This is a genomic window from Leifsonia sp. NPDC058248 (genome assembly GCF_042881905.1).
In the GTDB taxonomy this organism is placed as follows: Bacteria; Actinomycetota; Actinomycetes; order Actinomycetales; family Microbacteriaceae; genus Leifsonia.
The window spans coordinates 33,198-56,978 of record NZ_JBHVXB010000003.1 but is presented as its reverse complement, the minus strand read 5'-3'; the positions used below and the strand labels follow the sequence as shown (position 1 = coordinate 56,978).

Annotated in this window: 22 protein-coding genes; 8 read left to right on the top strand and 14 right to left on the bottom strand. The window is 68.1% G+C overall.

Translation table 11 applies throughout. The features are described from left to right. Positions 1 to 92: 92 nt before the first annotated feature. Together ACFVV5_RS05675 and ACFVV5_RS05670 are read right to left on the bottom strand one after the other, a co-directional pair. Positions 93 to 1,247 carry a cystathionine gamma-synthase gene (locus ACFVV5_RS05675; protein WP_387240282.1) on the bottom strand — a complete coding sequence of 385 codons (1,155 nt, stop codon included), beginning with the start codon at positions 1,245 to 1,247 and terminating at the stop codon, positions 93 to 95. Positions 1,248 to 1,305: 58 nt separating this feature from the next. Next, positions 1,306 to 2,670, bottom strand: coding sequence for a cystathionine beta-synthase (locus ACFVV5_RS05670; RefSeq protein WP_387240279.1), 1,365 nt, complete (start codon positions 2,668 to 2,670; stop codon positions 1,306 to 1,308). A 91-nt stretch (positions 2,671 to 2,761) separates the two neighbouring features. Here ACFVV5_RS05670 and ACFVV5_RS05665 point away from each other — a divergent pair, with 91 nt between their 5' ends. Next, entirely contained in the window at positions 2,762 to 3,430 is a 669-nt protein-coding gene (locus ACFVV5_RS05665) for a metal-dependent transcriptional regulator (RefSeq protein ID WP_387240276.1), read from the top strand. Between the two features lie 33 nt (positions 3,431 to 3,463). Here ACFVV5_RS05665 and ACFVV5_RS05660 read toward each other — a convergent pair whose 3' ends face one another. Together ACFVV5_RS05660 and ACFVV5_RS05655 are read right to left on the bottom strand one after the other, a co-directional pair. Continuing rightward, positions 3,464 to 4,717, bottom strand: a complete 1,254-nt coding sequence (locus ACFVV5_RS05660; RefSeq protein ID WP_387240273.1) for an Nramp family divalent metal transporter — start codon at positions 4,715 to 4,717, stop codon at positions 3,464 to 3,466. A 69-nt stretch (positions 4,718 to 4,786) separates the two neighbouring features. Next, positions 4,787 to 6,667: an ABC transporter ATP-binding protein gene (locus ACFVV5_RS05655; protein ID WP_387240270.1), complete on the bottom strand. Its 1,881-nt coding sequence runs from the start codon at positions 6,665 to 6,667 to the stop codon at positions 4,787 to 4,789. Positions 6,668 to 6,849: 182 nt separating this feature from the next. On the opposite strand from ACFVV5_RS05655, the gene ACFVV5_RS05650 reads away from it, so the two are divergent. The 5 genes from ACFVV5_RS05650 (at position 6,850) to ACFVV5_RS05630 (ending at position 11,453) form a co-directional block, all read left to right on the top strand. After that, entirely contained in the window at positions 6,850 to 8,139 is a 1,290-nt protein-coding gene (locus ACFVV5_RS05650; RefSeq protein ID WP_387240267.1) for an ABC transporter substrate-binding protein, read from the top strand. An 84-nt stretch (positions 8,140 to 8,223) separates the two neighbouring features. Beyond that, positions 8,224 to 9,258: a carbohydrate ABC transporter permease gene (locus ACFVV5_RS05645; protein WP_387240264.1), complete on the top strand. Its 1,035-nt coding sequence runs from the start codon at positions 8,224 to 8,226 to the stop codon at positions 9,256 to 9,258. Beyond that, a complete protein-coding gene (locus tag ACFVV5_RS05640; protein WP_387240261.1) occupies positions 9,258 to 10,172 on the top strand; it encodes a carbohydrate ABC transporter permease in 915 nt (304 codons plus the stop codon). The genes ACFVV5_RS05645 and ACFVV5_RS05640 overlap by 1 nt, the downstream gene beginning before the upstream one ends. Positions 10,173 to 10,174: 2 nt before the next feature. After that, entirely contained in the window at positions 10,175 to 10,420 is a 246-nt protein-coding gene (locus ACFVV5_RS05635) for a hypothetical protein (protein ID WP_387240257.1), read from the top strand. Positions 10,421 to 10,436: 16 nt separating this feature from the next. Then, entirely contained in the window at positions 10,437 to 11,453 is a 1,017-nt protein-coding gene (locus ACFVV5_RS05630) for a LacI family DNA-binding transcriptional regulator (protein ID WP_387240254.1), read from the top strand. Positions 11,454 to 11,725: 272 nt separating this feature from the next. Here ACFVV5_RS05630 and ACFVV5_RS05625 read toward each other — a convergent pair whose 3' ends face one another. The 7 genes from ACFVV5_RS05625 to ACFVV5_RS05595 all read right to left on the bottom strand — a co-directional run bounded on the left by ACFVV5_RS05625 (position 11,726) and on the right by ACFVV5_RS05595 (position 18,332). Next, positions 11,726 to 12,964, bottom strand: coding sequence for an MFS transporter (locus tag ACFVV5_RS05625; protein ID WP_387240251.1), 1,239 nt, complete (start codon positions 12,962 to 12,964; stop codon positions 11,726 to 11,728). A gap of 101 nt (positions 12,965 to 13,065) precedes the next feature. Beyond that, positions 13,066 to 13,536, bottom strand: a complete 471-nt coding sequence (locus ACFVV5_RS05620) for a MarR family winged helix-turn-helix transcriptional regulator (RefSeq protein WP_387240248.1) — start codon at positions 13,534 to 13,536, stop codon at positions 13,066 to 13,068. A gap of 61 nt (positions 13,537 to 13,597) precedes the next feature. Beyond that, complete coding sequence (locus tag ACFVV5_RS05615; RefSeq protein WP_387240244.1) at positions 13,598 to 14,245, bottom strand: class I SAM-dependent DNA methyltransferase; 648 nt, start codon at positions 14,243 to 14,245, stop codon at positions 13,598 to 13,600. Between the two features lie 513 nt (positions 14,246 to 14,758). Next, positions 14,759 to 15,145, bottom strand: coding sequence for a 50S ribosomal protein L7/L12 (gene rplL, locus ACFVV5_RS05610; protein WP_387240241.1), 387 nt, complete (start codon positions 15,143 to 15,145; stop codon positions 14,759 to 14,761). A gap of 59 nt (positions 15,146 to 15,204) precedes the next feature. Next, the gene (rplJ, locus tag ACFVV5_RS05605; RefSeq protein ID WP_387240237.1) at positions 15,205 to 15,720 is read right to left on the bottom strand and encodes a 50S ribosomal protein L10; all 516 of its coding nucleotides are present in this window, start codon (positions 15,718 to 15,720) and stop codon (positions 15,205 to 15,207) included. Between the two features lie 255 nt (positions 15,721 to 15,975). Beyond that, positions 15,976 to 17,580: a sensor histidine kinase gene (locus ACFVV5_RS05600; RefSeq protein ID WP_387240234.1), complete on the bottom strand. Its 1,605-nt coding sequence runs from the start codon at positions 17,578 to 17,580 to the stop codon at positions 15,976 to 15,978. Further along, positions 17,577 to 18,332, bottom strand: a complete 756-nt coding sequence (locus ACFVV5_RS05595) for a response regulator transcription factor (protein ID WP_387241296.1) — start codon at positions 18,330 to 18,332, stop codon at positions 17,577 to 17,579. Before ACFVV5_RS05595 ends, ACFVV5_RS05600 begins: the two co-directional genes overlap by 4 nt. 178 nt (positions 18,333 to 18,510) lie before the next feature. On the opposite strand from ACFVV5_RS05595, the gene ACFVV5_RS05590 reads away from it, so the two are divergent. After that, entirely contained in the window at positions 18,511 to 20,061 is a 1,551-nt protein-coding gene (locus ACFVV5_RS05590; protein WP_387240231.1) for an ABC transporter permease, read from the top strand. A gap of 26 nt (positions 20,062 to 20,087) precedes the next feature. Further along, positions 20,088 to 20,759 carry an ABC transporter ATP-binding protein gene (locus tag ACFVV5_RS05585; protein WP_387240228.1) on the top strand — a complete coding sequence of 224 codons (672 nt, stop codon included), beginning with the start codon at positions 20,088 to 20,090 and terminating at the stop codon, positions 20,757 to 20,759. A gap of 148 nt (positions 20,760 to 20,907) precedes the next feature. Here ACFVV5_RS05585 and ACFVV5_RS05580 read toward each other — a convergent pair whose 3' ends face one another. The 3 genes from ACFVV5_RS05580 to ACFVV5_RS05570 all read right to left on the bottom strand — a co-directional run bounded on the left by ACFVV5_RS05580 (position 20,908) and on the right by ACFVV5_RS05570 (position 23,780). Beyond that, positions 20,908 to 21,525: a pentapeptide repeat-containing protein gene (locus tag ACFVV5_RS05580; protein ID WP_387240225.1), complete on the bottom strand. Its 618-nt coding sequence runs from the start codon at positions 21,523 to 21,525 to the stop codon at positions 20,908 to 20,910. Between the two features lie 115 nt (positions 21,526 to 21,640). After that, positions 21,641 to 22,687, bottom strand: coding sequence for a sugar phosphate isomerase/epimerase family protein (locus ACFVV5_RS05575; RefSeq protein WP_387240222.1), 1,047 nt, complete (start codon positions 22,685 to 22,687; stop codon positions 21,641 to 21,643). After that, entirely contained in the window at positions 22,680 to 23,780 is a 1,101-nt protein-coding gene (locus tag ACFVV5_RS05570) for a Gfo/Idh/MocA family protein (protein WP_387241293.1), read from the bottom strand. The genes ACFVV5_RS05575 and ACFVV5_RS05570 overlap by 8 nt, the downstream gene beginning before the upstream one ends. Position 23,781 lies beyond the last annotated feature (1 nt).

Here is a 23,781-nt window from a genome sequence, read left to right as displayed (position 1 = left end):
AAAGCGAAGCGCCCCCCGGCGCGCGCTTTCTACTCTAACGAGTCAGAAATATTAAGACAAATCACCTACAGCGCAATACATGCGAACCGGAATCAGCGCCCGAGCGCCTGCTCGACATCGGCGAGCAGGTCGGCCACGTCCTCGAGTCCGACGGACAGGCGGATCACGTTGTCCGGCACCTCCAGCTCGGTCCCGCGCACCGACGCATGCGTCATCTCCGAGGGGTAGCCGATCAGCGACTCGACGCCGCCGAGCGACTCGGCCAGCTGGAACACCTCCGTCGACTCGGCGAACCTCCGTGCGGCCGCCGCACCCCCGGCGAGCGCCACCGAGAGCATCCCGCCGAACCCGCTCATCTGGCGTGCGGCCAGCTCGTGCCCCGGGTGCGTGGGCAGTCCGGGGTAGTACACCGCGTCGATTCCCGGATGCCCGACCAGGCTCTCTGCGATGGCCTGCGCGTTCTCGGTGTGCCGTTGCATCCGGACCGCCAGCGTCTTGATTCCCCGGGTCGTGAGCCACGCATCCATCGGGGACGACACCGCGCCCGCCGCGAACTGGATGAACTGCGCCTTGTCGGCGAGCTCGTCGTCCTCGATCACGAGCGCGCCGCCGATCACGTCGGAGTGGCCGCCGAGGTATTTCGTCGTCGAGTGCACGACGACGTCGGCGCCCAGCGACAGCGGCTGCTGCAGGGCGGGCGACGCGAACGTGTTGTCGACGACGACGAGCGCGCCGGCCTCGTGTCCGAGTGCGGCCAGCGCCGTGACGTCGCTGATCTTCATGAGCGGGTTGCTGGGTGTCTCGATCCACAGGATGCGCGTGCGCTCCGTGGTGAGCGCAGCGCGCACGGCGTCGAGATCGGTCAGGTCGACGGCGGTGTTCCGGATGCCCCACGCGCCGTGGATCCGGCTGATCAGGCGGTGCGTTCCGCCGTAAACATCGTTGCCGAGCACGACGTGGTCGCCCGGCTGGAGCACGGCACGCAGCAGAGCATCTTCGGCCGCCAGTCCCGACGCGAACGACAGCGCGCGGTTGCCGCCTTCGAGAGCGGCGAGTTGCTTCTCGAGCGACGTGCGCGTCGGGTTGCCGGAACGCCCGTACTCGTAGCCGCCGCGTAGGCCGCCGACGCCGTCTTGCACGAACGTCGAGCTCTGGTAGATCGGCGGGATGATCGCGCCCGTGGTCGGGTCGAATTCCTGCCCGACATGGATCGCCCTGGTCGAGAAGCCGTGCGTGCTGTCGTTCATCGTCTGCTTTCTGGTTGCGTCACCGCTGCGCCTGCGCCTGCGCCCGCGGCGTCGAGCGTCATTCGCTGAGGAAGTTGAGGAGGTCCTGGCGGGTGAGCACGGCGACGGGTTTGCCGTCTTCGGTCACCAGCAGGGCGTTCGCGGTGGCGAGGGCCGCTCGGGCCGCGCTCACCGGCTCGTTCGTGCCGATCAGTTCGAGCGGCTCCCCGAGGAACGCCCCCACGTTGTCCGTCATCTGGGCCCGGCCGCTGAAGACGGCGTCGACCAGCGAGGTCTCGTCGAGCGCTCCGGCGACCTCGCCCATCACGACAGGTGGTTCGGCCGTGAGCACGGGCAGCTGGGAGACTCCGTATTTGTTCATGATCTGGATCGCGTCCCGCACGGTGTCCGACGGATGCGCGTGCACCAGGTCGGGCAGGTCGCCGCGCTTGGTGCGCACGATGTCGTGCACCGTCGACTCGTCGGGCACATCGCTGAAACCGTAGGAGCGCATCCACTTGTCGTTGAAGATCTTGCTCAGGTAGCCGCGCCCACCGTCGGGGAGGATGACGACGACGATGTCGTCGGCCGTGAGTTCCTGCGCCGCGCGCAGGGCCGCGACGACGGCCATTCCGCTCGACCCGCCGACGAGGATGCCCTCCTCGCGGGCCAGCCGGCGGGTCATCGCGAAGGAGTCGGCGTCGGAGACGGCGATCACCTCGTCGACGACGCTCGGGTCGTACGCCCCCGGCCAGAAGTCCTCGCCGACGCCTTCGACCAGGTACGGGCGACCGGTTCCGCCCGAGTAGACGGAGCCCTCGGGGTCGGCGCCGATCACGCGGACGCGCCCCTCCGACGCCTCCTTCAGGAAACGCCCGGTTCCGCTGATGGTGCCGCCGGTGCCGACGCCGATGACCACGTGGGTGACCCGCTGGTCGGTGTCGCGCCAGATCTCGGGACCGGTGGTCTCGTAGTGGCTGAGCGGCCCGTTCGGGTTGAAGTACTGGTTGGGCTTGAAGGCGCCCGGGATCTCCGTCACCAGCCGGTCGGACACGCTGTAGTAGGAGTCGGGGTGGTCGGGCGCCACGGATGTGGGGGTCACCACGATCTCGGCGCCATACGCCGTGAGAACGTTGCGCTTGTCCTCGCCGACCTTGTCGGGCAGGACGAAGACACAGCGGTAGCCACGCTGCTGTGCGACGAGCGCCAGTCCGACTCCGGTGTTCCCGCTCGTCGGCTCGACGATCGTCCCACCGGGCTTCAGCAGACCGTCGCGTTCGGCCGCATCGATGATGCGGGTCGCGATCCGGTCTTTCGATGAACCTCCGGGGTTCAGGTACTCGAGCTTGACGAGCACCGTCGCCGCGATCCCGTCGACAACCTTGTTGAGCTTGACGAGGGGAGTGTTGCCGACCAAATCGATGATGGTCTCTGCGTATTCCACGCGACCAACCGTAACAGCGCTCCCGCGATTCTCTCAGTCCGTTACAGAGACCTCCGACGGCGCCTGGAATGCGTGCCCGTAGAATCTGCTCATGCCGGTGTCCGAGCTCTCGACTGTCGCCCAGGACTACCTGAAGGTCATCTGGTCGGCCACCGAATGGTCGGAGGCCCCCGTCACGGTGAAGCAGCTGGCCGAGCGTCTCGGCGTGCGCGCGGCGACGGTCTCCGACGGCATCCGGCGCCTCGCCGACCAGGGCATGCTCGTGCACGAGCCGTACGGCGGCATCGAGCTGACCGAGACCGGCCGGCTGCACGCCGTCGCGATGGTGCGCCGCCACCGCCTGCTCGAGACCTTCCTGGTCGAGGAGCTCGGCTACGGCTGGGACGAGGTGCACGACGAGGCGGAGGTGCTCGAGCACGCCGTCTCCGACAGGATGATCGAGCGGATCGACCGCCGGCTGGGCTTTCCGTCGCGCGACCCTCACGGCGACCCCATTCCCAGCGCCGACGGCACTCCGCACCGGCCGGACGCGACCCGGCTGGTCGAGGCCGACACGGGCGTCCCGCTGCTCGTCTCGCGCATCTCGGATGCCGACCCCGCCGTGCTCCGCTACCTCGCCGAGCGGGGCATCCGGCTCGACACCACGCTGAGTGTCGACGAGCATCGGGAGTTCGCCGGCGACGTGACCGTGCGTGTCGGCGACGGCGAGATCGTGCTGGGCGCCACCGCGGCCGCTGCGGTGTGGGTCACCGGCGCCTGAGGGCCGGCACGGCCGTGCGAGCCGCCGGCGCAGCTACCCTCCGGCCCAGCCGGAGACGGTGAGCACCACGAGCGCCACGTTCAGCACGACGACGAGAGTCGCGATCACGAAGCCGAGCACGCGCATCCATCGCCCGTCCACCCTGTCCCCCATGACCGCGCGCGAACCGGTGAGCCGCAGCAGCGGGATCATCGCGAACGGGATGCCCAGGCTGAGGAACACCTGGCTGATGACGAGCGCCCAGGTGGGCTCGACGCCGACGGCGAGGATCACGAGCGCCGGGATCAGCGTCACGACACGGCGGGTGAGCAGCGGGATGCGCATCTTCAGCAGCCCTGCCATGATCGTCGCCCCGGCGTAGCTGCCGACCGAGGTCGACGCCAGCCCCGATGCGAGCAGCCCCACGGCGAACACGACCCCGATGACAGGGCCGAGTGCCTCGCTGATCGCCGCGTGCGCCCCGGCGATGGTGTCGGTTCCGGATGCTCCGCCGAGCGAGGCCGCCGCCAGCAGCAGCATCGCGATGTTGACCGCTCCGGCGAGGGCGAGCGCCGCCAGCACGTCGATCTTCGTGGCCCGGAGGAGGCGGTTGATCCCGGTCGGGGTCGTCGCCGCCTTGCCGTGGCGGTCCCGGGAGAGCGCCGAGTGCAGGTAGATGGCGTGCGGCATCACGGTGGCGCCGAGCATGCTGGCCGCGAGCAGCACAGTCGGGGCGCCGTCGAACCGCGGCACCAGACCACCGACCGCCGCGCGCCAGTCGACCGGGCTCACGAAGAGGCCGGCGAGGAAGCCGATCGAGATGACGCCGAGGAGTCCGAGGATCACCATCTCGAAGGGCCGCTGGCCGCGGCGCGACTGGATGGCGAGGATGCCGATGGCCACCAGTCCGACGATGAGGCCGCCGACCGGGAGGGGCAGACCGAAGAGGAGGTTGAGCGCGATCGCCCCGCCGATGACTTCGGCGAGATCGGTGGCGGCGGCGACCAGCTCCGCCTGCACCCAGAACGCGCGGCGCGTTCCCGTGCCGAGTCGCGAGCCGAGCAGTTCCGGAAGGCTGGATCCGGTCACGATGCCGAGCTTCGCGGACTGGTACTGGATGAAGACGGCGATGGCGTTGGCGGCGACGAGCACCCATACGAGGAGGTACCCGTACCGTGCGCCGGCAGTCAGGTTGGCGGCGACGTTTCCGGGATCGACGTACGCGATCGCAGCGACGAAGGCGGGGCCGAGGAGCAAGAGCAGGCGAGCACGGGTGCCCGCTTTGTGGTGCTCGACCGCGACCGCCATCAGACCCTCTAACTCAGAAGTTAGACTAGCCTAACATTCCACGGGATCGCGTGCGGGGCGGATGCGCGCTCAGTTGTCGAGCGCCGGCTCCGCGCCCTGAGTCTGCTCGCGGTAGAGGCGTGAATAGACGCCGTCGAGGGCGAGCAGGTCGCGATGGGTTCCCCGCTCGACGACCTGGCCGTGGTCGATCACGAAGATCACGTCGGCGGAGATGATGGTCGAGAGCCGGTGCGCGATCGCGATCGTGGTGCGTCCGCGGGACGCGGTGTCCAGCGCCTGCTGCACCACACGCTCCGAGATCGAGTCGAGCGCGCTGGTCGCCTCGTCGAGGATCAGCACCTCGGGGTCCTTCAGCAGGACACGCGCGATGGCGATGCGCTGCTTCTCGCCGCCGGAGAGCCGGTAGCCGCGCTCGCCCACGATCGTCTCGTAGCCGTCGGGGAAGCCGGCGATGGTCTCGTGGATGTTCGCGAGCCGGGCGGCCGTCTCGATCTCCTCCTGCGTCGCATCCGGTCTCGCGTACCGGAGGTTCTCGCCGATGCTCGCGTGGAAGAGGTACGTCTCCTGGCTGACGACGCCGATGTGCGACACCAGCGACTCCTGCTGCAGGTCGCGGAGCTCGTTCTCTCCGAACAGGATGCGCCCGCTCGTCGCGTCGTAGAACCGCGGGATGAGGTACGAGACCGTCGTCTTGCCGGCTCCCGACGGCCCGACGAACGCGGCGAACTCACCGGGCTCGATCACGAACGACACGTCGTCGAGCGTGTTGCGCTCCCCTGCGCGAGCATCCGGATAGCGGAACACGACGTGATCGAACTCGATTCGGCCGAGCTCGCGGCTCGGGTCGACCGGAACCGCGTCCGGCCGATCGGCGATGGCGGGCTTCAAGTCGAGGTACTCGAAGATGCGGGCGAACAGCGCGCCGGAGGTCTGCAGGTCGAGGGCCACCCGCATGAGCCCGAGCAGCGGGAAGAGCAGGCGGGCCTGCACGGTGGTGAACGCCACGATCGTTCCTGCGGTGATGTCTGCCGCGCCGCCGAGCACCAGCCACCCCGAGACCAGATACACGATCGCCGGGATCGACGAGAGGAAGATGTTGACCATCGCGAAGAACCACTGGCCGCTCATCGACTGCGACACCTGCAGCCGGATCTGGTTCTGATTCTCGTCGGAGTAACGGCCGACCTCCGTGGCCTGGCGGTTGAAGCTCTTCGACAGCAGGATGCCCGAGACGCTCAGGGTCTCCTGGGTGATCGCGGTCATGTCCGACAGCGACTCCTGCGTCTTGGTCGCGATGCGGGCGCGCACCTGGCCGACCCGGCGTTGCGCGATGACCAGGATCGGCATCAGCACGACGGCCACGATCGTCAGCTGCCAGTTGAGCAGCAGCATCGCCACGAACGCGGCGATCACCGTCACCGTGTTGCCGAGGATGCTGGAGATGGTGTTGGTCAGCACGTTGGCCACGCCGCCCACATCGTTCTGCAGGCGCGACTGGATGATGCCCGTCTTCGTCTTGGTGAAGAAGCTCAGCTCCATCGACTGCAGGTGGGAGAACAGCCGCACGCGCAGCGCGCCCATCACCTTGTTGCCGACGGATGCGGTCAGATACGTCTGCCACACGCCGAGCAGCGCCGACCCCACGTACACGACGATCATGACCACGACGATCGTGATCAGCACCGGCATGTCGGGCTCGCCGCTCGGGGGGAAGAGCCCCTCGTCGAACGCCCGCTGGGTGAGCAGCGGCGGCACGACCGACAGCGCCGCCCCGATGAGCACCAGGACCATCGTCATGATGATCGCCGTCTTGTGCGGGGCGAAAAGGCCCCCGATCCGCCGTAGCAGATGCGGGATCTTGGGCGCCGTCGCGTTCAGCGCCTTCTGCGCCGCGACGTCTCCTCCGCTGACGCGGCCGCGACCGCCGCCTCCTCCACGCATCCCGCTCATGTGTTCAGGGTAGCCCCGGGCGGTGACGCGATCGACTCAGCCGGGGAGCGTCCGTGCGTGACCCAACTGTGATGCAAGCGCTTGACGCAAACGCTTGCATTGCCCCCTGTGGGAGGGTAGCGTCCCAGTCGGGCGCCGACCGCGCGCCTGCACCAAGAAGCTCACGCTCAACGAGGAGTGAAATGAAAGCAGCACGTCTCTCCGTGATTGCCGGAGTCGCCGTCATCGGCATCGCCCTGGCAGGATGTACCGGCGGCGGTTCAGGATCCGGAGGCAGCTCAGGCGGAGACGCCGGCGCGAACCTCACGGGCAAAGGCCCCATCACCTATGTTCAGGGCAAGGACAACTCCAACGTCGTCCGCCCGCTCCTCGACAAGTGGAACGCGGCGCACCCGGACGAGAAGGTCACCTTCAAGGAACAGTCCGACCAGGCCGATCAACAGCATGACGACCTCGTCCAGCACTTCCAGGCGAAGGACGCGAACTACGACGTCGTCGACGTCGACGTCGTGTGGACCGGCGAGTTCGCCGCGAAGGGCTGGCTTCAGCCGCTCACCGGCGACCTGAAGATGGACAACTCGGCGCTCCTGGCTCCGACGGTCAAGTCGGGCACGTACAACGGCACGCAGTACGCGGCGCCGCAGACGTCCGACGGCGGCATCCTGTACTACCGCAAGGACCTGGTCCCGACCCCGCCGAAGACGTGGGACGAGATGCTCAAGGACTGCGACATCGCAAAGGCCAAGGGCATCGGATGCTACGCCGGCCAGTTCGCCAAGTACGAAGGTCTGACGGTGAACGTGGCTGAGGCCATCAACACCGACGGAGGCACCATCGTCGGCGACGACGGCAAGACCGTCACGGTCGACAGCGCCGAGGCGAACAAGGGCCTGACCCGTCTGGTCGACGGCTTCAAGAACGGGCAGATCCCGGCTGAAGCCATCACCTACCAGGAGGAGCAGGGCCGTACCGCGTTCGAGGCCGGCAAGTTGATGTTCCTGCGCAACTGGCCGTACGTCTACAACCTGGCCAAGACCGACGGAAGCTCGGTCGTCAAGAACACCTTCGGTGTCGCTCCGCTCCCGGGCGTCGACCCCAGCAAGCCGGGTGTCTCCAGCCTGGGCGGCCACAACGCCGCGATCAGTGTCTACTCCAAGCACAAGGCGACCGCCTTCGCGTTCCTGAAGTTCCTGCAGAGCGAAGAGACTCAGAAGTTCTTCGTGACCCAGGGCTCGCTCGCGCCGGTGCTCTCGTCCCTGTACGACGACGCCAGCCTGAACACTCAGCTGCCGTACCTGTCCACCCTGAAGACGTCGATCGAGAACGCGGTCCCGCGTCCCGTCTCGCCGTTCTACCCGGCCATCACGAAGGCCGTTCAGGACAACGCCTACGCCGCCCTGAAGGGCGACAAGACGGTTGACCAGTCGCTCAAAGACATGGCTGCGGCCATCAAGACGGCGAGCGCCGGCTAACCAGAGATGCGGCCACCGGGCGGCGGGAACCATCCCGCCGCCCGGTCCCCTTCTACCCGAAACAGAACTTCTCGGAGGCCTCACATGTCAACGTCGAACGTCGTCGCCCCACCAGGAACCAGCAACCCCAAGTCGCCCGAGAAGCGCGCCGGGGTCAAGAAGAACCGCCAGCAGGAGAGTCGCTGGGCCTTCTACCTCATCATCCCGACAATCATTCTTCTGGCCATCGTCATCGGCTATCCGGTGGTCAGCGCGATCATCATGTCCTTCCAGAAGGACGCCGGACTCGATCCCGCGACCGGCCTGTTCGCGCAGGGCGGGTTCGCCGGCTTCCAGAACTACGCGCACTGGCTGTTCCAGCAGTGCTCCGGACCGAACGGCGAGACCATCTCCTGCCCGCCCGGCAACCTGGGGTCGCAGTTCTGGAACGCCGTCTTCGTCACGTTCTTCTTCACCGTGACGACCGTCGTGTTCGAGACCCTCCTCGGTCTCTGGTTCGCGCTCATCATGAACCGCGCGTTCCGCGGCCGCGGCTTCGTCCGCGCCGCGATCCTGGTGCCGTGGGCCATCCCCACCGCCGTCACCGCGAAGCTCTGGTTCTTCATCTTCTCGGTCGCGGGTGTCGCCAACGCCGTCCTGGGTGCGCACATCCTGTGGACCAGCGACGAGTGGGCATCCCGGTTCGCCGTGATCATCGCGGACACCTGGAAGACGACGCCGTTCATGGCGCTCCTCATCCTGGCCGGCCTCCAGATCATCCCCGAAGAGGTGTACGAGGCCGCCAAGGTCGACGGCGCCACCACCTGGCAGCGATTCTGGCGGGTCACCCTGCCCCTGCTGAAGCCGGCCCTGCTCGTCGCGGTTCTGTTCCGCGTGCTCGACGCGCTGCGCATCTACGACCTGCCTCAGATCCTCACCGGCGGAGGTGGTGGCACCGGTAATGCCACGACCACGCTCTCGATCCTGGTGGTCGATCAGATCAGGCAAGGCTTCAACAGCGCCTCCGCCCTGTCGACGATCACCTTCATCATCATCTTCCTGGTCGCACTGATCTTCGTCCGGTTCCTCGGGACGAACGTGGTGCGAACGCAGGAAGCACAGCAGAAGGGAGCGAAGTGATGACCACCGTAGCCGGCCCCGCCTCCGCAACCACTGAGGCCAACGCCCTCCCCCGCACGAAGACCCGGACCCGGACAAAGAGCCGCAACCGCAACCAGGCGATCCGCACCGGCGTCAGCGCTCTGGTGATCGTCGTCTGGTGCCTTCTCCCGTTCTACTGGATGGTGGTCACGTCGTTCCGCGACGTCGGGTACACCTTCGAGACGACGGCGGTGCCCACGCACTTCACCTGGGACAACTACATCACCGCGTTCTCGACCGAGCTGGGCAATCACCTCGCCCAGGCACTGCTGAACTCGCTGTTCATCGGCGTCTGCGTCACGATCATCGCCCTCGCGGTCGGCACGTTCGCCTCGTACGCGCTCGCCCGCCTCGACTTCAAGTTCAAGGCCATCGTGCTCGGCATCATCCTCGGGGCCTCGATGTTCCCGGGCGTCGCCCTCATCACCCCGCTGTTCCAGCTGTTCACGAACATCGGGTGGATGGGCACGTACCAGGCGCTGATCATCCCGGAGATCTCGTTCGTGCTGCCGCTCGCGGTGTACACGCTCACGTCGTTCTTCCGCGAGATGCCGTGGGACCTCGAAGAGGCGGCCCGCATCGACGGCTGCACCCGTGCGCAGGCGTTCCGGAGGATCATCCTGCCCCTGGCCGCGCCCGCCGTGTTCACCACCGCGATCCTGGCGTTCATCTCCTCGTGGAACGAGTATCTGATCTCCAGCCAGCTGTCGAGCGACGCGACGCAGCCGGTCACCGTGGCCATCGCCTCCTTCGCCGGCAGCCAGCCGCACCAGGAGCCGTACACCGCGGTCATGGCGGCGGGCACGATCGTGACGGTTCCGCTGGTGATCCTGGTGCTGATCTTCCAGCGCCGGATCGTCGCCGGGCTCACCGCCGGTGGCGTGAAGGGCTGATCGTGCGCTGGAACGATTCGCTCGAGATCGTCGACGTCGGCATCGGCATCGTCGGCTTCTTCGCGTTCGCGTTCCTGATCGTCACGATCGTGACAGAGGTCATGGGCGCCGACGCCATCGGCTGGGCGCTGACTCTGCTCGCCCTGGTGCTCATCCTCGTGCTCCTCTGGCAGGCGCGCCGCCGTATCGTGGCGTCGCGCCGGCCGGCGGAGGAGACGGATGCGCACCCCCCGCGCCAGGGCTCCTGAACGCGGAATGACGAGCATGACAGGGATCGACGAGGTCGCGCGTGCGACGGGCGTCTCGACCGCTACGGTCTCCCGAGCGCTGCGCGGGCTGCCGAACGTGTCGGACAAGACTCGTGCCGCGGTGCGGAGGGCGGCCGACGAGCTGGGCTACGTGGCGTCGTCGAGCGCGTCCGGTCTCGCGAGCGGCCGCACCCTGGCCATGGGAGTCGTCGTCCCGTCGGTGAGCCGCTGGTTCTACACGAGCGTGCTCGAGGGCGTCGACGCCGAACTGCGCTCCGCGAGCTACGACATGATCCTGTTCAATCTGGGCGGTCACCGCGGCGATCGTGAGCGGGTTTTCCACCGCTCCATCCTGAGGAAGAGAACGGATGCCCTGCTCGCCCTCTGCCTCGACTTCACGCCCGACGAACGCCATCAGCTCGCGTCGCTCGGCCACCCGACGATCGTGATCGGCGGACCGGTCAAGGGGCTCCGCAGCGTCGGCATCGACGAGAAGAGCACCGCCGGCACCGCCACGAACCATCTGATCTCCCTCGGGCACACCGACATCGCCCACCTGGGGGGCGAAGACGAAGAGGGCCTCAACAAGCAGGTGCCGATCGGGCGACTGCACGGCTTTCAGAAGGCGATGCGCGACGCTGGTCTCCCCGTGCGACCGGAGTGGATCATCCCGGGCGGCTTCTCGCTCCCGCAGAGCCGGGCGTCGATGAACGCCCTGCTCGATCGCCCCGGCCCTCGCCCGACGGCGATCTTCGCCGGGTCGGACGAGATGGCGATGGGCGCCATGCTCGCGGCCCAGGACCACGGCCTCAGCGTGCCGCGCGACCTCTCGGTGATCGGTATCGACGATCACGACTTCTCCGAGTCCTTCGGGCTGACGACGATGGCCCAGGACCCGTTCGATCAGGGGGCGATCGCCACGCGCATCCTGCTCGACGAGTTGGCGGGCGCCGACCCCCGGTCGCGCTCGGTGCGCACAGCCGCCACGCTCATCGTGCGCTCGTCGACCGCCGCGCCCGCGACCGTCCGCTGAACGCGCATCCGAGCGTTCGTGCCTGCCGACCGGCCCGTCGACGACCGGTTGGGCCGTTCGCCTGAGAGGATGGATGTGCAGGCGATGCGGGATCGCGACTTTCGGGTAGTCACGATCCCTTTCCACTGGGTTGCGAGCGGTCGATCGAAAGATCGTCGCCGGCCCACGGCGCGTCTGCCCGTAGCGGCCTCTGGCCCGTACGGGAGGGGCCGCCCCCATTAGGGTAGGGGCGGCCTCTCGTCCTCTCCGGGAACGTCCCCGAACGGCGGATGCTAGTTCGAGTCGCCGACCGCGATCGCCTCGGCCTCTTCGACCGTCGACTCCTCGACGCCGTCGACACGCTTGAGGTGCCGGTTGCCGATGATGATCAGCGCGGTGGCGACGAGCACCGAGATCGCCCCGGCGTAGAACGGCGTGGCGGGTGTGAACGTGGCCGCGAGCAGTGTGGCCGCGGGCGGTGCGATCGCGCCACCGAGGAACCGGACGCCGGAGTACGCGCTCGAGGCGACGGACCGGGGAAGGTCGGTGGCCTCCATCACGCATTCGGTGAGCACGGTGTTCAGGATGCCCAGCAGCAGGCCGCCGACGACGACGAAGACGATGAGTCCGACGATGGAGCCGATGAAGATCCCGGCAGCCACCAGGTCGAGCGCGAGCAGCGGCATCACGATCCAGAGCACACGGGTGCGCGGGAGCCGGTTGGTGAGCAGTGGTGCGCCCCAGACCGATGAGACCGCTACGGCGAGGCCCCAACCGAAGAAGATCAGCCCGAGCGTGATCGCATCGCCCATCCCGAGGGGCACCAGGGCGAACGGCGTGTAGGCGAGGAGGACGAAGAACCCGATGTTGTAGAACAGAGCGGCCGCAGCGAGGAAGCCGAGCGCCGGTCGGGCGAGCGCGCGGAACGGTGCGGACAGCGGAGTCGGAGTCGGCCGCTCGGGACTGGTCTTGAGCATCGTAGCGATGGCGACGAAGCCGATGGCCATCAGAGTGGCGGTTCCGAAGAACGGTCCGCGCCAGCTCCAGCTGCCGAGCAGGCCGCCGAGAAGCGGGCCGATCGCGATCCCGAGGCCCAGGGCGGCCTCGTACAGGATGATGGCCGACGACGTGCCACCGGATGCGGCACCCACGATGGTCGCGAGCGCCGTGGAGATGAAGAGCGCGTTGCCGAGGCCCCAGCCGGCGCGGAAGCCGATGATCGATTCGACGTTCTGCGAGAGCCCCGCGGCGAGCGCGAAGACGACGATCAGGGCGAGGCCGATGAGGAGGGTCTTCTTGGCGCCGATGCGGCTGGAGATCCAGCTGCTGAAGAACATCGCGACACCGGTGATGAGCAGGTAGCTCGTGAAGAGCATCTCCGTCTGGGTCGGTGTGGCCTTGAGACTGTGGGCGATGGCCGGGAGGATCGGGTCGACGAGCCCGATGCCCATGAAGGCGATGACGGATGCGAAAGCGACCGCCCAGACGGCGGTCGGCTGCTTGAGGATGTTGTTGGGCTTGTCGTGGCTCATAGAGGTGGAACGGCTCCGATCGACGAGTGATGGTGGGGGCGCAGAGCGCGGATGCGGGCTGCGCGGTCAGGCGGACGCGTGGGGCGTGCGCACGCGTGCTGCTAGCGGGCGCCGGCCAGTGCTTCGGACGTGGCCGCCGAGAGGTCGACCCGCGACCCGATGATGGTCACCGTCTTGCGAAGGGCCTCGATCTCGTCGTCGGTGAGGTCGGCGAACATGGGCACGAGGGCTGCGCTGAGCTCATCGCGCCAGGCCAGGAGTGCCGCGGCGCCCTTGGGCGTGATCGCGATCTGCCACGCGCGGGCGTCGTCGGTGTCTGCGATGCGCTTGACCCATTCCGACTCGACGAGGTTGCGCACGATCTTGGTCATGGTCGGCTGCGACACCCGGCTGTTCGCAGCGAGCTCGCCCAGGCGCATGGCGCCGGCGCCCTGCAGCACACTGAGTGTGCGCCAGGAGGCGGGCGACTCGGTGTTGCCCGTGACGCGGGCGGCGAGCCGGCCGAGGCGGTTGCTCGCGACCACGAGGTCGCCGAGCGTGTGGCGGAGGTCGGTGTCGTCCGTTTCAGGCATACGACTATTATATATAGCTGAACTATATAAATCAAGTGGCCGCGCTCACCGGCGCGTCGGCCTACTGCGATCGCACCGCCAGGACGTAGGCCTGCCGCGACTTCTCCGGCACGACCGGCTCGCGCTCGAGGCGCGCGAACTCGGCGAAGCCCGCACCCTGCAGCAGCCCCCGGATGCGCTCAGGCGACTGCCGGTACGCGTCCAGCTCGATGTCGTGACCGTAGGCGTGCCGCAGCTTCACGACCTCATCGCCCACCTGGAACGCCAGCAGCAGCCATCCTCCCGGCCGCACCACCCGCGCGAACTCCGCGAAGAGTTCGTTCTGCCGTTCGATCGGCGTGTGGATGATCGAGTACCAGGCCACAGCGCCCGCCAGCGAGGCGTCGGCGATGTCGAGCGCGGCCATCGTGCCCACCTCGAAGCGCAGCGTCGGATGCCGTCTGCGGGCGACCTCCACCATTCCTGGAGACAGATCGACACCGAATGCGCGCAGCCCGACGCCGGCCAGATGCTGCGTGACCCTTCCCGGACCGCACCCGAGGTCGGCCACCGCTCCCCCGCCGGCAGCAGTCACCTCCTCGGCGAACGCCGCGAGTATCGCCCGGTCGAGCGGCTTCGTCGCCAGCTCGTCGGCCAGCAGTTCGGCGTAGTCGCCGGCCACCGTGTCGTAGGCGAGGCGGGTGGCGGCGACATCGGCTCGTTCGGTCATGACGACGACTGTACGGACCCCCTCCGACACGCCCCGGACGCGCAGGTGCCCCCGGTCACCGACCGGGGGCACTGTCGAAGGGATGGAGGCTACCGCAGGTACAGTCCGAAGTGGACTGCGCTGCGGCACAGATCCGGTGGGTGGGCCGCGCGTTCTCTGCACTCACCGGTGAAGACGGCGACAGCGAGCTGTCGCCAGTATGCGGCGCGGTTGCGCCAGGTGTTCGTATTCATCGTGATTCTCTCTGAGATGTGCGTCCTTGCACACCGGATGCACGCAAGCAGGCGCGATCGGACGCTGGGTGTCCGCCCACCGGTCGGTGGACGGAGGGACCGGGCATCCGCGTCGTGCGACGCCTCTGGTGGCACGCCTCTCGTTAACGCACAGAGGGCGTCGCCCCGTTGCGGGGGCGACGCCCTCACAACACGGATGCTTCGGTAAAGAAGGAGTCCGCGTCGCGCTAAGCGTCAGGCGATGTCACCTGCGGCAGAAAGAGCCCCGATGGGGCACTGACTACTTGAGGGTGACGCTGGCGCCAGCCTCTTCGAGCTGAGCCTTCGCCTTGTCGGCGGTCTCCTTGTTGGCGCCTTCGAGCACGGTGCTCGGAGCGCCGTCAACGAGAGCCTTCGCCTCACCGAGGCCGAGGCTGGTGAGGGCGCGCACCTCCTTGATGACCTGGATCTTCTTCTCACCGGCGGCCTCGAGGACGACGTCGAAGGAATCCTTCTCCTCGACCTCTTCAACCGGGGCGGCAGCGCCGGCGCCGGCCGCAGCAACGGCGACGGGGGCGGCGGCGGTGACCTCGAAGGTCTCCTCGAACTTCTTCACGAACTCGCTCAGTTCGATGAGCGTGAGCTCCTTGAACGCTTCGAGCAGCTCGTCAGTCGACAGCTTTGCCATGATTTTCTCCTTAGTGTTTTCGTGTACTCAACCGCTTGGCAGGCATCCCGGGGGATGGACTACGCAGCGGACTCCTGCTTCTCACGCAGCGCGTCGACCGTGCGAACGGCCTTCGACAGCGGTGCGTTGAACAGATATGCGGCTCCGAACAGCGAGGCCTTGAAGGCGCCGGCCAGCTTGGCCAGCAGAACCTCACGGGACTCGAGGTCGGCGAGCTTGCCTACCTCTTCTGCGGTCAGCGGGTTACCGTCGAAGTAACCGCCCTTGACCACCAGGAGAGGGTTTGCCTTGGTGAAGTCACGCAGTGCCTTCGCGACGGCGACGGGGTCGCCGCTCACGAATGCGATGGCCGACGGACCGACGAGCTCCTCATCGAACGACGAGATGCCGGCCTTGTTGGCCGCGATCTTGGTCAGCGTGTTCTTCACCACGGCGTAGGTCGCGTGCTCACTGATGGATGTGCGCAGCTGCTTGAGCTGAGCGACAGTGAGACCGCGGTACTCGGTCAGCAGAACGGCAGTCGAGCTCTTGAAAAGTTCCTCAAGCTCGGCAACCGTGGCTTCCTTGTTCGCCATGGCCTACTCCTCTATGTTTGCGTCGCACACCGCGGAGGCGATGTGCGCCTCGACCACCGGGCAAGAAAAAAGCTCCGGCGCAGAGGCACGGAGCGGGCGACGCAGACAGAGCCTGCGAGACTTACTTCATACACCTGCGCGGGCCCTCACCTGGGTGAGACTTCGGTTGTGCACTTGCGCGCACGACGACCGGCGGTCTTTGGCTTCGTACAGGCTACGGGATGCACGGCCGCCGACGCAAATCGGCCGCCGTGATCACGCAGTGCGGTCGCCGATCTCTGCTGTGCTCTCCGCCGGCTCGGCTTCGGGGGCGACGGGCCCCAGCGGGAGCGACACCGCGAACACGGTCTCCCCCGGCTCGCTCGTCACGGTCACCTCACCGCCGTGCGCCTCGACGACGGCGTGCACGATCGCCAACCCGAGCCCGGTCGAGCCTGTGGTGCGGGCGCGCGAACCGTCTCCGCGGGCGAACCGCTCGAACAGCGTCGACTGCAGCTCCGGAGGGATACCCGGGCCGTTGTCCGTGACGGTGATCGTCGCGCGTCCCGCCTCCCGGTCCTCGGCCAGCGCGGCGACCACTTTCGTGCCGTCCGGCGTATGGACACGCGCATTGGCGAGCAGGTTCACCACCACCTGCTGCAGCCGGGCCCGGTCCCCCACGACCTCCACCGGCTCGTCGGGCAGCACCATCGACCAGACGTGATCGCGGCCGGCCGCGTGGGCGTCACTCATCGCATCCACCAGCATCATCGAGAGGTCGACCGGGTCGCGGTCGAGCTCACGGCCCTCGTCGAGCCGGGCGAGCAGCAGGAGGTCTTCGACCAGGGAGGTCATCCGGGTCGCCTCCGACTCGATCCGGTGCAGCGAGTGCGTGACGTCGCGCGGAAGATCGTGCGGCGATCGTCTGGTGAGCTCGGCGTAGCCCCGGATCGAGGCGAGCGGCGTTCGCAGCTCGTGACTCGCGTCGGCGACGAACTGGCGCACCTTCTGCTCGCTCGCCTGCCGGGCGGTCAGCGCGGACGCCACGTGTCCGAGCATCCGGTTGAGCGCCGCGCCCACCTTGCCGACCTCGGTGTGCGGGTCGGTGTCCTCCTCCGGGACGCGCACCGAGAGCGCAACGTCTCCGCGGTCGAGCGGCATCTCGGCCACCTCCTGGGCCGTGCCGGCGACGCGTTCGAGCGGACGCATCGCGAGCCGCACGACGAAACTCGCGATGAGGAAGGCGAAGACGAGGCCGGCGAGGGTCACCAGGGCGACCACGAGAGTCAACTGGTTGACGGTGGCGTTCACCTCGGCGAGCGGCAGGCCGATGATCACGCTGTCGCCGTTGGCCAGCTCCGCGGCGGCCACCCGGTAGTCGCCCAGGGACGGGCCGAGGTTCACCGTGCGCGGCTTGCCGTCGGCGGGGAGCGTGTAGAGCGCCTCGGTCTGGATCGTCACCTGTTTCGGCGCCACCGGCCCGTTGGGCGACGTGGCGTCCGGACGCGGCGGCAGGATGACCGGGTAGAGCAGGGTCGTCCCGCTTCGGACGATGCCGAACGTGCCCACCGGCTGGCCCGGGGTCGCGACGATGCGCGTGACATCCGAGCCCGTCGGGGTCGTGCCGTAGATCTGGTTGGCCGCGCGCTGACCGCGCTCGACCGCACTGGTGAGCTGGCTGTCGAGGCGCTGCACCAGGAAGCCCTGGAGTGCGAACACGCTGATCGTCCCGATCACGGCTCCGAGCACGGCGAGCATCGCCACCACGACGAGCACCACCCGGCTGCGCAGCGTCCAGGAGCGCAGGGGACGGATGCGCAACCGGCGTTCACGCGCCGGCCCGGTGGTCGTACGGTCGCCCGTCGCACGGGCTGTGGTCACGTCGCCGCCTTGACCATGTAGCCGGCTCCGCGAACGGTGTGGATCATCGGGGTGCGACCGGAGTCGATCTTCTTGCGCAGGTAGGAGATGTACAGCTCGACGACACTGGAGGAGCCGCCGAAGTCGTAGCTCCACACCCGGTCGAGGATCTGGGTCTTGCTGAGCACGCGCCTCGGGTTGCGCATCAGGAAGCGCAGCAGTTCGAACTCGGTCGCCGTGAGCTGGATCGGGTCGCCGTCCCGGTGCACCTCGTAGCTGTCCTCGTCGAGCTCCAGGTCGCCCACGATGAGCACGGGGTCGCTGTGGTCGGCGACGGCGGCCCGCGAGCGGCGCAGCAGGCCGCGCAGTCGGGCGACAAGCTCCTCGAGGCTGAACGGCTTGGTGACGTAGTCGTCGCCGCCGGCGGTCAGACCGGCGATGCGGTCGTCGAGCGAGTCCTTGGCGGTGAGGAAGAGGACGGGCGCCTCGTTGCCGTCGGCGCGCATCCGGGACAGCACCTGCAGGCCGTCGATGTCGGGGAGCATGATGTCGAGCACCACGACGTCCGGCTTGAACTCGCGGGAGATGGCGAGGGCCTGCTGACCGTTGGACGCGGTCTTCACGTCCCAGTCCTCGTAGTGGAGGGCCATTGAGAGCAGATCGGTGAGCGTGGATTCGTCGTCGACGACGAGCACGCGGATGGAGCTTCCGTCCGCTCGGCGCAAGACGGAGCGGGGCTGGGTGGGGGTGCTGGGGGTAGCACGGGAATTCATGGTCACCTTTCTCATTATCGCGAGGCGCCTCCGCGCGCACCATGAGCAACCTATGTGAACTCTGTGAACTTGATGCCTGTGCCATCAGCGGATCCATAGCCTCGGCACAGTGCCCCCATAACGGTCGTGAATAGCGTCAACCCGTTCGACTTGAAACCCGAGAGAAAACGGAAGCCATATGTTCGGGACTTACCTGCGGCGCGAGCTCGTCAATCGCCGCAAACAGACGATCATCATCGCGGTGGGGATGGCCCTCGCGATCGCCCTCGTCATCATCGTCAACTCGGTCTCGGCCGGGGTGAAACAGGCCCAGGCCAGCGTGCTCCAGTCCGTCTACGGGGTGGGCACCGACATCACCGTCAGCGAGCCGGCCACCGCGCAGACGGCCACGGCGCAGCAGGGCCAGGGCGGAGGCCCGCGGTTCGACTTCGGCGCGAACGCCGGCACGGACACCGGGACGGGCCGTCAGGTGAACACGTCGCGACTGGAGCCGACACGGGGCGCGACGGTGATGGCCGACTCCACGCTCACCACCGTGCAGAAGGTCGGCAACGTCTCCGCGGCTGCGTCCGTGCTCTCCCTCACCAACACCAGCTTCAGCGGCACGCTGCCGAACTTCCAGCAGCTGCGCCAGGAGCGCCAGAACGGTGCGGCCGGCGGCACGGCGACACAGCCCACCGCTCCCCCGACCGGAGGCTCCGACGGGGCAGGCGGCAGCTCGTTCAACGTCGACTCGTTCTCGGTGCTGGGTCTCGACCCGGCCGGCAAGTCCGTCGGCCCGCTCGCCTCGGTCACCCTGACCAGCGGCCGCAGCTTCGACAAGGCCGACGCGGGCGCGGATGTCGTCGTGCTCGATGCCGCCTATGCCAGGACCGGCAGTAAAGCCGTCGGCGACACCGTCACGATCGGCGGCACCGCGTTCAAGGTCATCGGCATCGTCGCGGCCACCGGAAGCGACTCGACGACCGCGGCCAACGCGTACATCCCGCTGGATGTCGCCCAGAAGCTCTCGGGTCAGACCGCCAAGATCAGCTCGGTCTACGTCACAGCCGCCTCGGCGAGCGACATCGACCAGATCAAGTCCGACCTGACCAAGGCACTCCCCACCGCCACCGTGAGCACACAGGCCGACCTGGCCTCCAGCGTCTCCGGATCGCTCGGCACCGCGGGAACCCTCATCTCCAACCTGGGGACCTGGCTCTCGATCATCGTGCTCGCCGCGGCGTTCCTGATCGCCATACTCTTCACCATCTCCGGTGTCACCCGGCGCACGCGTGAGTTCGGCACCCTCAAGGCGATCGGCTGGAGCAACGGCCGTATCGTCGGGCAGGTGGCCGGCGAGTCCGTGGTGCAGGGCGCCATCGGCGGCGTGATCGGGGTCGCCGTCGGCCTCATCGGCGTGATGATCCTCAACATGGTCGCGCCGACCCTCTCCGGCAGCGTCGGCAGCGGCGTCGCGACTGCCGCCGGCGGAGCGGGTCGCGCCGTCAGCGGTGGGACCGGAGCGGCGACCGGCGGTGCCGGGGGCGGCTTCGGCGGCGGATTCCAAGGCATCCGGAGCGCCGCATCCACGGCGACGACCGATATCGCGCTCCACGCCCCGGTGACCGTCTGGGTCATCGTCATCGCCGTCGGTCTGGCCGTTCTCGGCGGGCTGCTCGCCGGAGCGATCGGCGGGTGGCGGGCATCCCGTCTCCGCCCGGCCGCCGCCCTCCGCTCCGTCGCCTAGCCGACACCCTCGCAAGGAGAAGAAACGTGTACACCCTCACGAATGTCACCAAGAAGTACGTCCAATCGAAGCGCAACATCACCGCGCTCAACGACGTGAGCCTGGAGATCCCCGACGGCCAGCTGGTCGCCATCCAGGGGCCCACCGGCGGTGGTAAGTCGACACTGCTGCAGATGCTCGGCGCGCTCGACCGGCCCACCTCGGGTTCTGTCGTGCTCGAGAACGCGAGCCTCTCCGGCCTCGGCGACGGCAAGCTGACGACGATCCGCGCCAACGAGATCGGGTTCGTCTTCCAGGGCTTCAACCTGATCCCGACCCTCACCGCGCAGGAGAACGTGGAGACGGCACTCGCCCCGCTGAAGGTGAGCAGCGACGACCGCAAGCGCCGGGCCGCGGAGGCTCTCGCATCCGTCGGCCTGGCCGACCGCGGCAATCACCTGCCCTCGGAGCTGTCGGGCGGTCAGCAGCAGCGCGTGGCCATCGCTCGCGCGCTGGTGAAGAACCCGGATGTGCTCCTCGCCGACGAGCCGACGGGAAACCTCGACGAGGAGACCCGCGACGAGATCATGGACCTCCTCGAGGGACTCTGGCGCGACCGCGGCCTCACCCTGGTGATCGTCACGCACGACTCCGCCGTGGCCAAGCGCGCCCAGCGGCGCCTGCACATCAAGCACGGCCAGGTGAAAGAGGTCGCCTGACCCGGCGACCCGCTGACCCGCTGACCCGGCTGACCGCTGACCCGTTCGCAACTCCGGAGCTTCCTGCCCACATCGGCCCGATGCTCCGGAGTTGCGCTCGTCGGGCCGGCGTGTCGCCCGAGAACTCCGGAGTTGCCGACACCCGCGGTCACGCGACGACGATGACTCCCAGCGCCTCGACGATCGTGACCGCCTGGCGCTCGTCGATCATCGCGCCGGTCAGGACGACCGTCTGCGGGTCGATCCCGGCCAGGTCGCTGCCCTGCAGATTCGCCTTGCTGAAATCGGCGCCCTGGAACCACGACGCCGAGAGGTCGCAGCCCACGATCGTCGCGCCCTGGCACCGCGCGTAGGTCAGGTCGGCTTCGCGCAGCCGTACCCCGTCGAAGTCCGCTCCGCCCAGGTCGGCGCCCGGCAGCCCGACGAACGACCAGTTGCCGCCCTTGACCGTGAGCAGCCCGAACGAGCAGCCGTCGAACATGCTGCCGGTGAGCTTGCATCGCTCGAAGGTCGCGTCGAAGAAGTTGCAGCGGGTGAAGGTGCAGTTCACGAACGCGCTGTCGGTGTGGACGCTCACATTGAACTTCACGTTGCGGAAGGTGCACTCCGTGAACACGGCCGCCCGGCTGGAGAGCTCGGTCATGTCGACGTCGATGAACTCGACCTTCGTGTACTCCGCTGCGTCGAGGTCGCGACCGTACCAGTCTTCGCCGCGGATCGTCGTCTCCGTCGCGGGCGCCTGGGCGCCGTGTCGTCTATCGGCCATGGACCCATCCAAGCACCGCCCGCCGACGACCGGGACCGCAGCCGGGACAGAGCCCCGGCACCCGGTTGCGTCAGTCCTGGTTGCGTCAGTCCTGGTTGCGTCAGCCCTGGTTGCGTCAGTCCTGGTTGCTGAACGCCGCGTCGAACGACGCGGTCGGCAGCTTCCACAGCAGCGACCGGATGTACCCGATCGCCTCCTTGGCGCCGTGCAGCCGGTCCATCCCCGCATCCTCCCACTCGATGGAGATCGGTCCGTCGTAGCCGATGGACGTGAGGGCGCGGAAGGAGTCCTCCCACGGCACGTCGCCGTGTCCGGTGGAGACGAAGTCCCAGCCGCGACGCGGGTCGCCCCACGGCAGGTGCGATCCGAGCACGCCCGCCCGGCCGTTCTTCGGACGCAGCCGCGTGTCCTTGCAGTCCACGTGGTAGATGCGGTCTTTGAAGTCGACGATGAACCCGACCGGGTCGATGTCCTGCCACATCATGTGGCTCGGGTCCCAGTTGAAGCCGAACGCCTCGCGGTGGTCGATGGCCTCCAGCGACCGGATGCTCGACCAGTAGTCGTAGGCGATCTCCGACGGGTGCACTTCGTGGGCGAATCGCACGCCCTCGCCGTCGAACACATCGAGGATGGGGTTCCAGCGGTCGGCGAAGTCCTGGTAGCCGGCATCGATCACATCGGCGGGAACCGGCGGGAACTGCGCCACGTACGGCCAGATCTTCGACCCGGTGAAGCCGACGACGGTGTCGACGCCGAGACGCCGGGCGACCTTGGCTGTGAGCTTCAGCTCCTCGGCCGCACGTTGCCGCACGCCTTCCGGCTCCCCGTCGCCCCACACCTTCGAGCCGACGATCGCCTGGTGACGGAAGTCGATCGGATCGTCGCAGACCGCCTGGCCTTTGAGGTGGTTGGAGATCGCCCACACCTTGAGGCCGTACTTGTTCAGGATGTCGAGCCGGCCTTGAAGGTAGGCGTCGTCTTCGGCGGCCCGCCACACGTCGAGGTGCTCCCCCGAGCAGGCGATCTCGAGACCGTCGTAGCCCCATTCGCTCGCATGCCGAGCGACCTCTTCGAGCGTCAGGTCGGCCCACTGCCCCGTGAAGAGCGTGACCGGATGCGTGCTGGCGAGCTCTGCGCCCGAGCCGTTCGCGGTGTCAGTCATCGTGTGTTCCCATCTCGATCCAGGTGCCCGCCTCCGCGGAGTCGAGCACGGCTTCCGTCACCCGGACGGCCCGCAGACCGTCGGCGAACCGAGGCAGCCCCTCGGGCTCCGCCCCGCCGACCGCCGCGTAGGTGTCGGCGACGAACGCGTTGAACGCGTCTTGATATCCCTGGGGATGCCCGGACGGAACGACGCACAGCCGGGCGGCGTCCGCGTCGAGCTGGTCGGCGTCGCGCGGGATCAGCAGGCTGCCCTTGCGCTTGCCGACCCAGAGGGTCTCGGGCTGCTCCTGATCGAAGACGACGCTCTCGGCGCTGCCCGCGATCTCCAGCAGGAGCCGGTTCTTGCGCCCGGGCGCGACCTGCGAGACCAGCAGTGTGCCGAGCGCGCCGGAGCGCGTCTCGATGACGACGGCCACGGCATCCTCGGTGCTGATGCCGCTGTGGGACGCCCGCTCGGTGAACACCGTCTTCTTCGTGGCGGCGACCCGGGAGACCCTGTCGCCGCTGACGAACTCGACCAGGTCGACGAGGTGCGATCCGATGTCGGCGAACGCCCGCGAGCGACCGCCCAGGGCGGAGTCGACGCGCCAGTTGTCGTCGTCGACGCCGAGCAGCCAGTCTTGCAAGTAGGAGGCGTTGACGGTGAGCACGTGTCCGGCCTCGCCCGAACGGAACCGGGCGCGAGCCTCTCTCACCATCGGGTGGAAGCGGTACGCGAACGGCACCGTGGCGGTGAGCGTGCCGACCGCCGCGACGAGCGCTTCGCCGTCGGCGACTGTGGTCGTCAGCGGCTTCTCGCACACCACGTGCTTGCCGGCCGCGAGGACCGCAGCGGCCTGCTCGGCGTGCTGAGCGTTCGGGGTGCACACGTGCACGACATCCACGCTGTCGTCGGCCAGCAGCTCGTCGAGCGAGCCGTACGCCTTCTCGAACCCGAGGGCGTCGGCGACGCGCGCCGACTTCTCGGGTGTGGAGGAGACCACGCCGGCCAGCTCCGCACGTGCGGAACGGGCCGCGCGCGAGTGCACTTCGGCCATGAAGCCGCCGCCGACGATCGCGGCTCTCACGCGGCCGCCGTTCTCTGCGCTCATC

What these genes read in the sequence shown, in the direction of transcription:
- ACFVV5_RS05675 (WP_387240282.1), bottom strand. Translation starts at nt 1,247, where the DNA reads ATGAACGACAGCACGCACGGCTTCTCGACCAGGGCGATCCATGTCGGG.
- ACFVV5_RS05665 (WP_387240276.1), top strand. Translation starts at nt 2,762, where the DNA reads ATGCCGGTGTCCGAGCTCTCGACTGTCGCCCAGGACTACCTGAAGGTC.
- ACFVV5_RS05660 (WP_387240273.1), bottom strand. Translation starts at nt 4,717, where the DNA reads ATGGCGGTCGCGGTCGAGCACCACAAAGCGGGCACCCGTGCTCGCCTG.
- ACFVV5_RS05655 (WP_387240270.1), bottom strand. Translation starts at nt 6,667, where the DNA reads ATGAGCGGGATGCGTGGAGGAGGCGGCGGTCGCGGCCGCGTCAGCGGA.
- ACFVV5_RS05650 (WP_387240267.1), top strand. Translation starts at nt 6,850, where the DNA reads ATGAAAGCAGCACGTCTCTCCGTGATTGCCGGAGTCGCCGTCATCGGC.
- ACFVV5_RS05645 (WP_387240264.1), top strand. Translation starts at nt 8,224, where the DNA reads ATGTCAACGTCGAACGTCGTCGCCCCACCAGGAACCAGCAACCCCAAG.
- ACFVV5_RS05640 (WP_387240261.1), top strand. Translation starts at nt 9,258, where the DNA reads ATGACCACCGTAGCCGGCCCCGCCTCCGCAACCACTGAGGCCAACGCC.
- ACFVV5_RS05630 (WP_387240254.1), top strand. Translation starts at nt 10,437, where the DNA reads ATGACAGGGATCGACGAGGTCGCGCGTGCGACGGGCGTCTCGACCGCT.
- ACFVV5_RS05625 (WP_387240251.1), bottom strand. Translation starts at nt 12,964, where the DNA reads ATGAGCCACGACAAGCCCAACAACATCCTCAAGCAGCCGACCGCCGTC.
- ACFVV5_RS05620 (WP_387240248.1), bottom strand. Translation starts at nt 13,536, where the DNA reads ATGCCTGAAACGGACGACACCGACCTCCGCCACACGCTCGGCGACCTC.
- ACFVV5_RS05615 (WP_387240244.1), bottom strand. Translation starts at nt 14,245, where the DNA reads ATGACCGAACGAGCCGATGTCGCCGCCACCCGCCTCGCCTACGACACG.
- rplL (WP_387240241.1), bottom strand. Translation starts at nt 15,145, where the DNA reads ATGGCAAAGCTGTCGACTGACGAGCTGCTCGAAGCGTTCAAGGAGCTC.
- rplJ (WP_387240237.1), bottom strand. Translation starts at nt 15,720, where the DNA reads ATGGCGAACAAGGAAGCCACGGTTGCCGAGCTTGAGGAACTTTTCAAG.
- ACFVV5_RS05595 (WP_387241296.1), bottom strand. Translation starts at nt 18,332, where the DNA reads ATGAATTCCCGTGCTACCCCCAGCACCCCCACCCAGCCCCGCTCCGTC.
- ACFVV5_RS05590 (WP_387240231.1), top strand. Translation starts at nt 18,511, where the DNA reads ATGTTCGGGACTTACCTGCGGCGCGAGCTCGTCAATCGCCGCAAACAG.
- ACFVV5_RS05580 (WP_387240225.1), bottom strand. Translation starts at nt 21,525, where the DNA reads ATGGCCGATAGACGACACGGCGCCCAGGCGCCCGCGACGGAGACGACG.
- ACFVV5_RS05575 (WP_387240222.1), bottom strand. Translation starts at nt 22,687, where the DNA reads ATGACTGACACCGCGAACGGCTCGGGCGCAGAGCTCGCCAGCACGCAT.
- ACFVV5_RS05570 (WP_387241293.1), bottom strand. Translation starts at nt 23,780, where the DNA reads ATGAGCGCAGAGAACGGCGGCCGCGTGAGAGCCGCGATCGTCGGCGGC.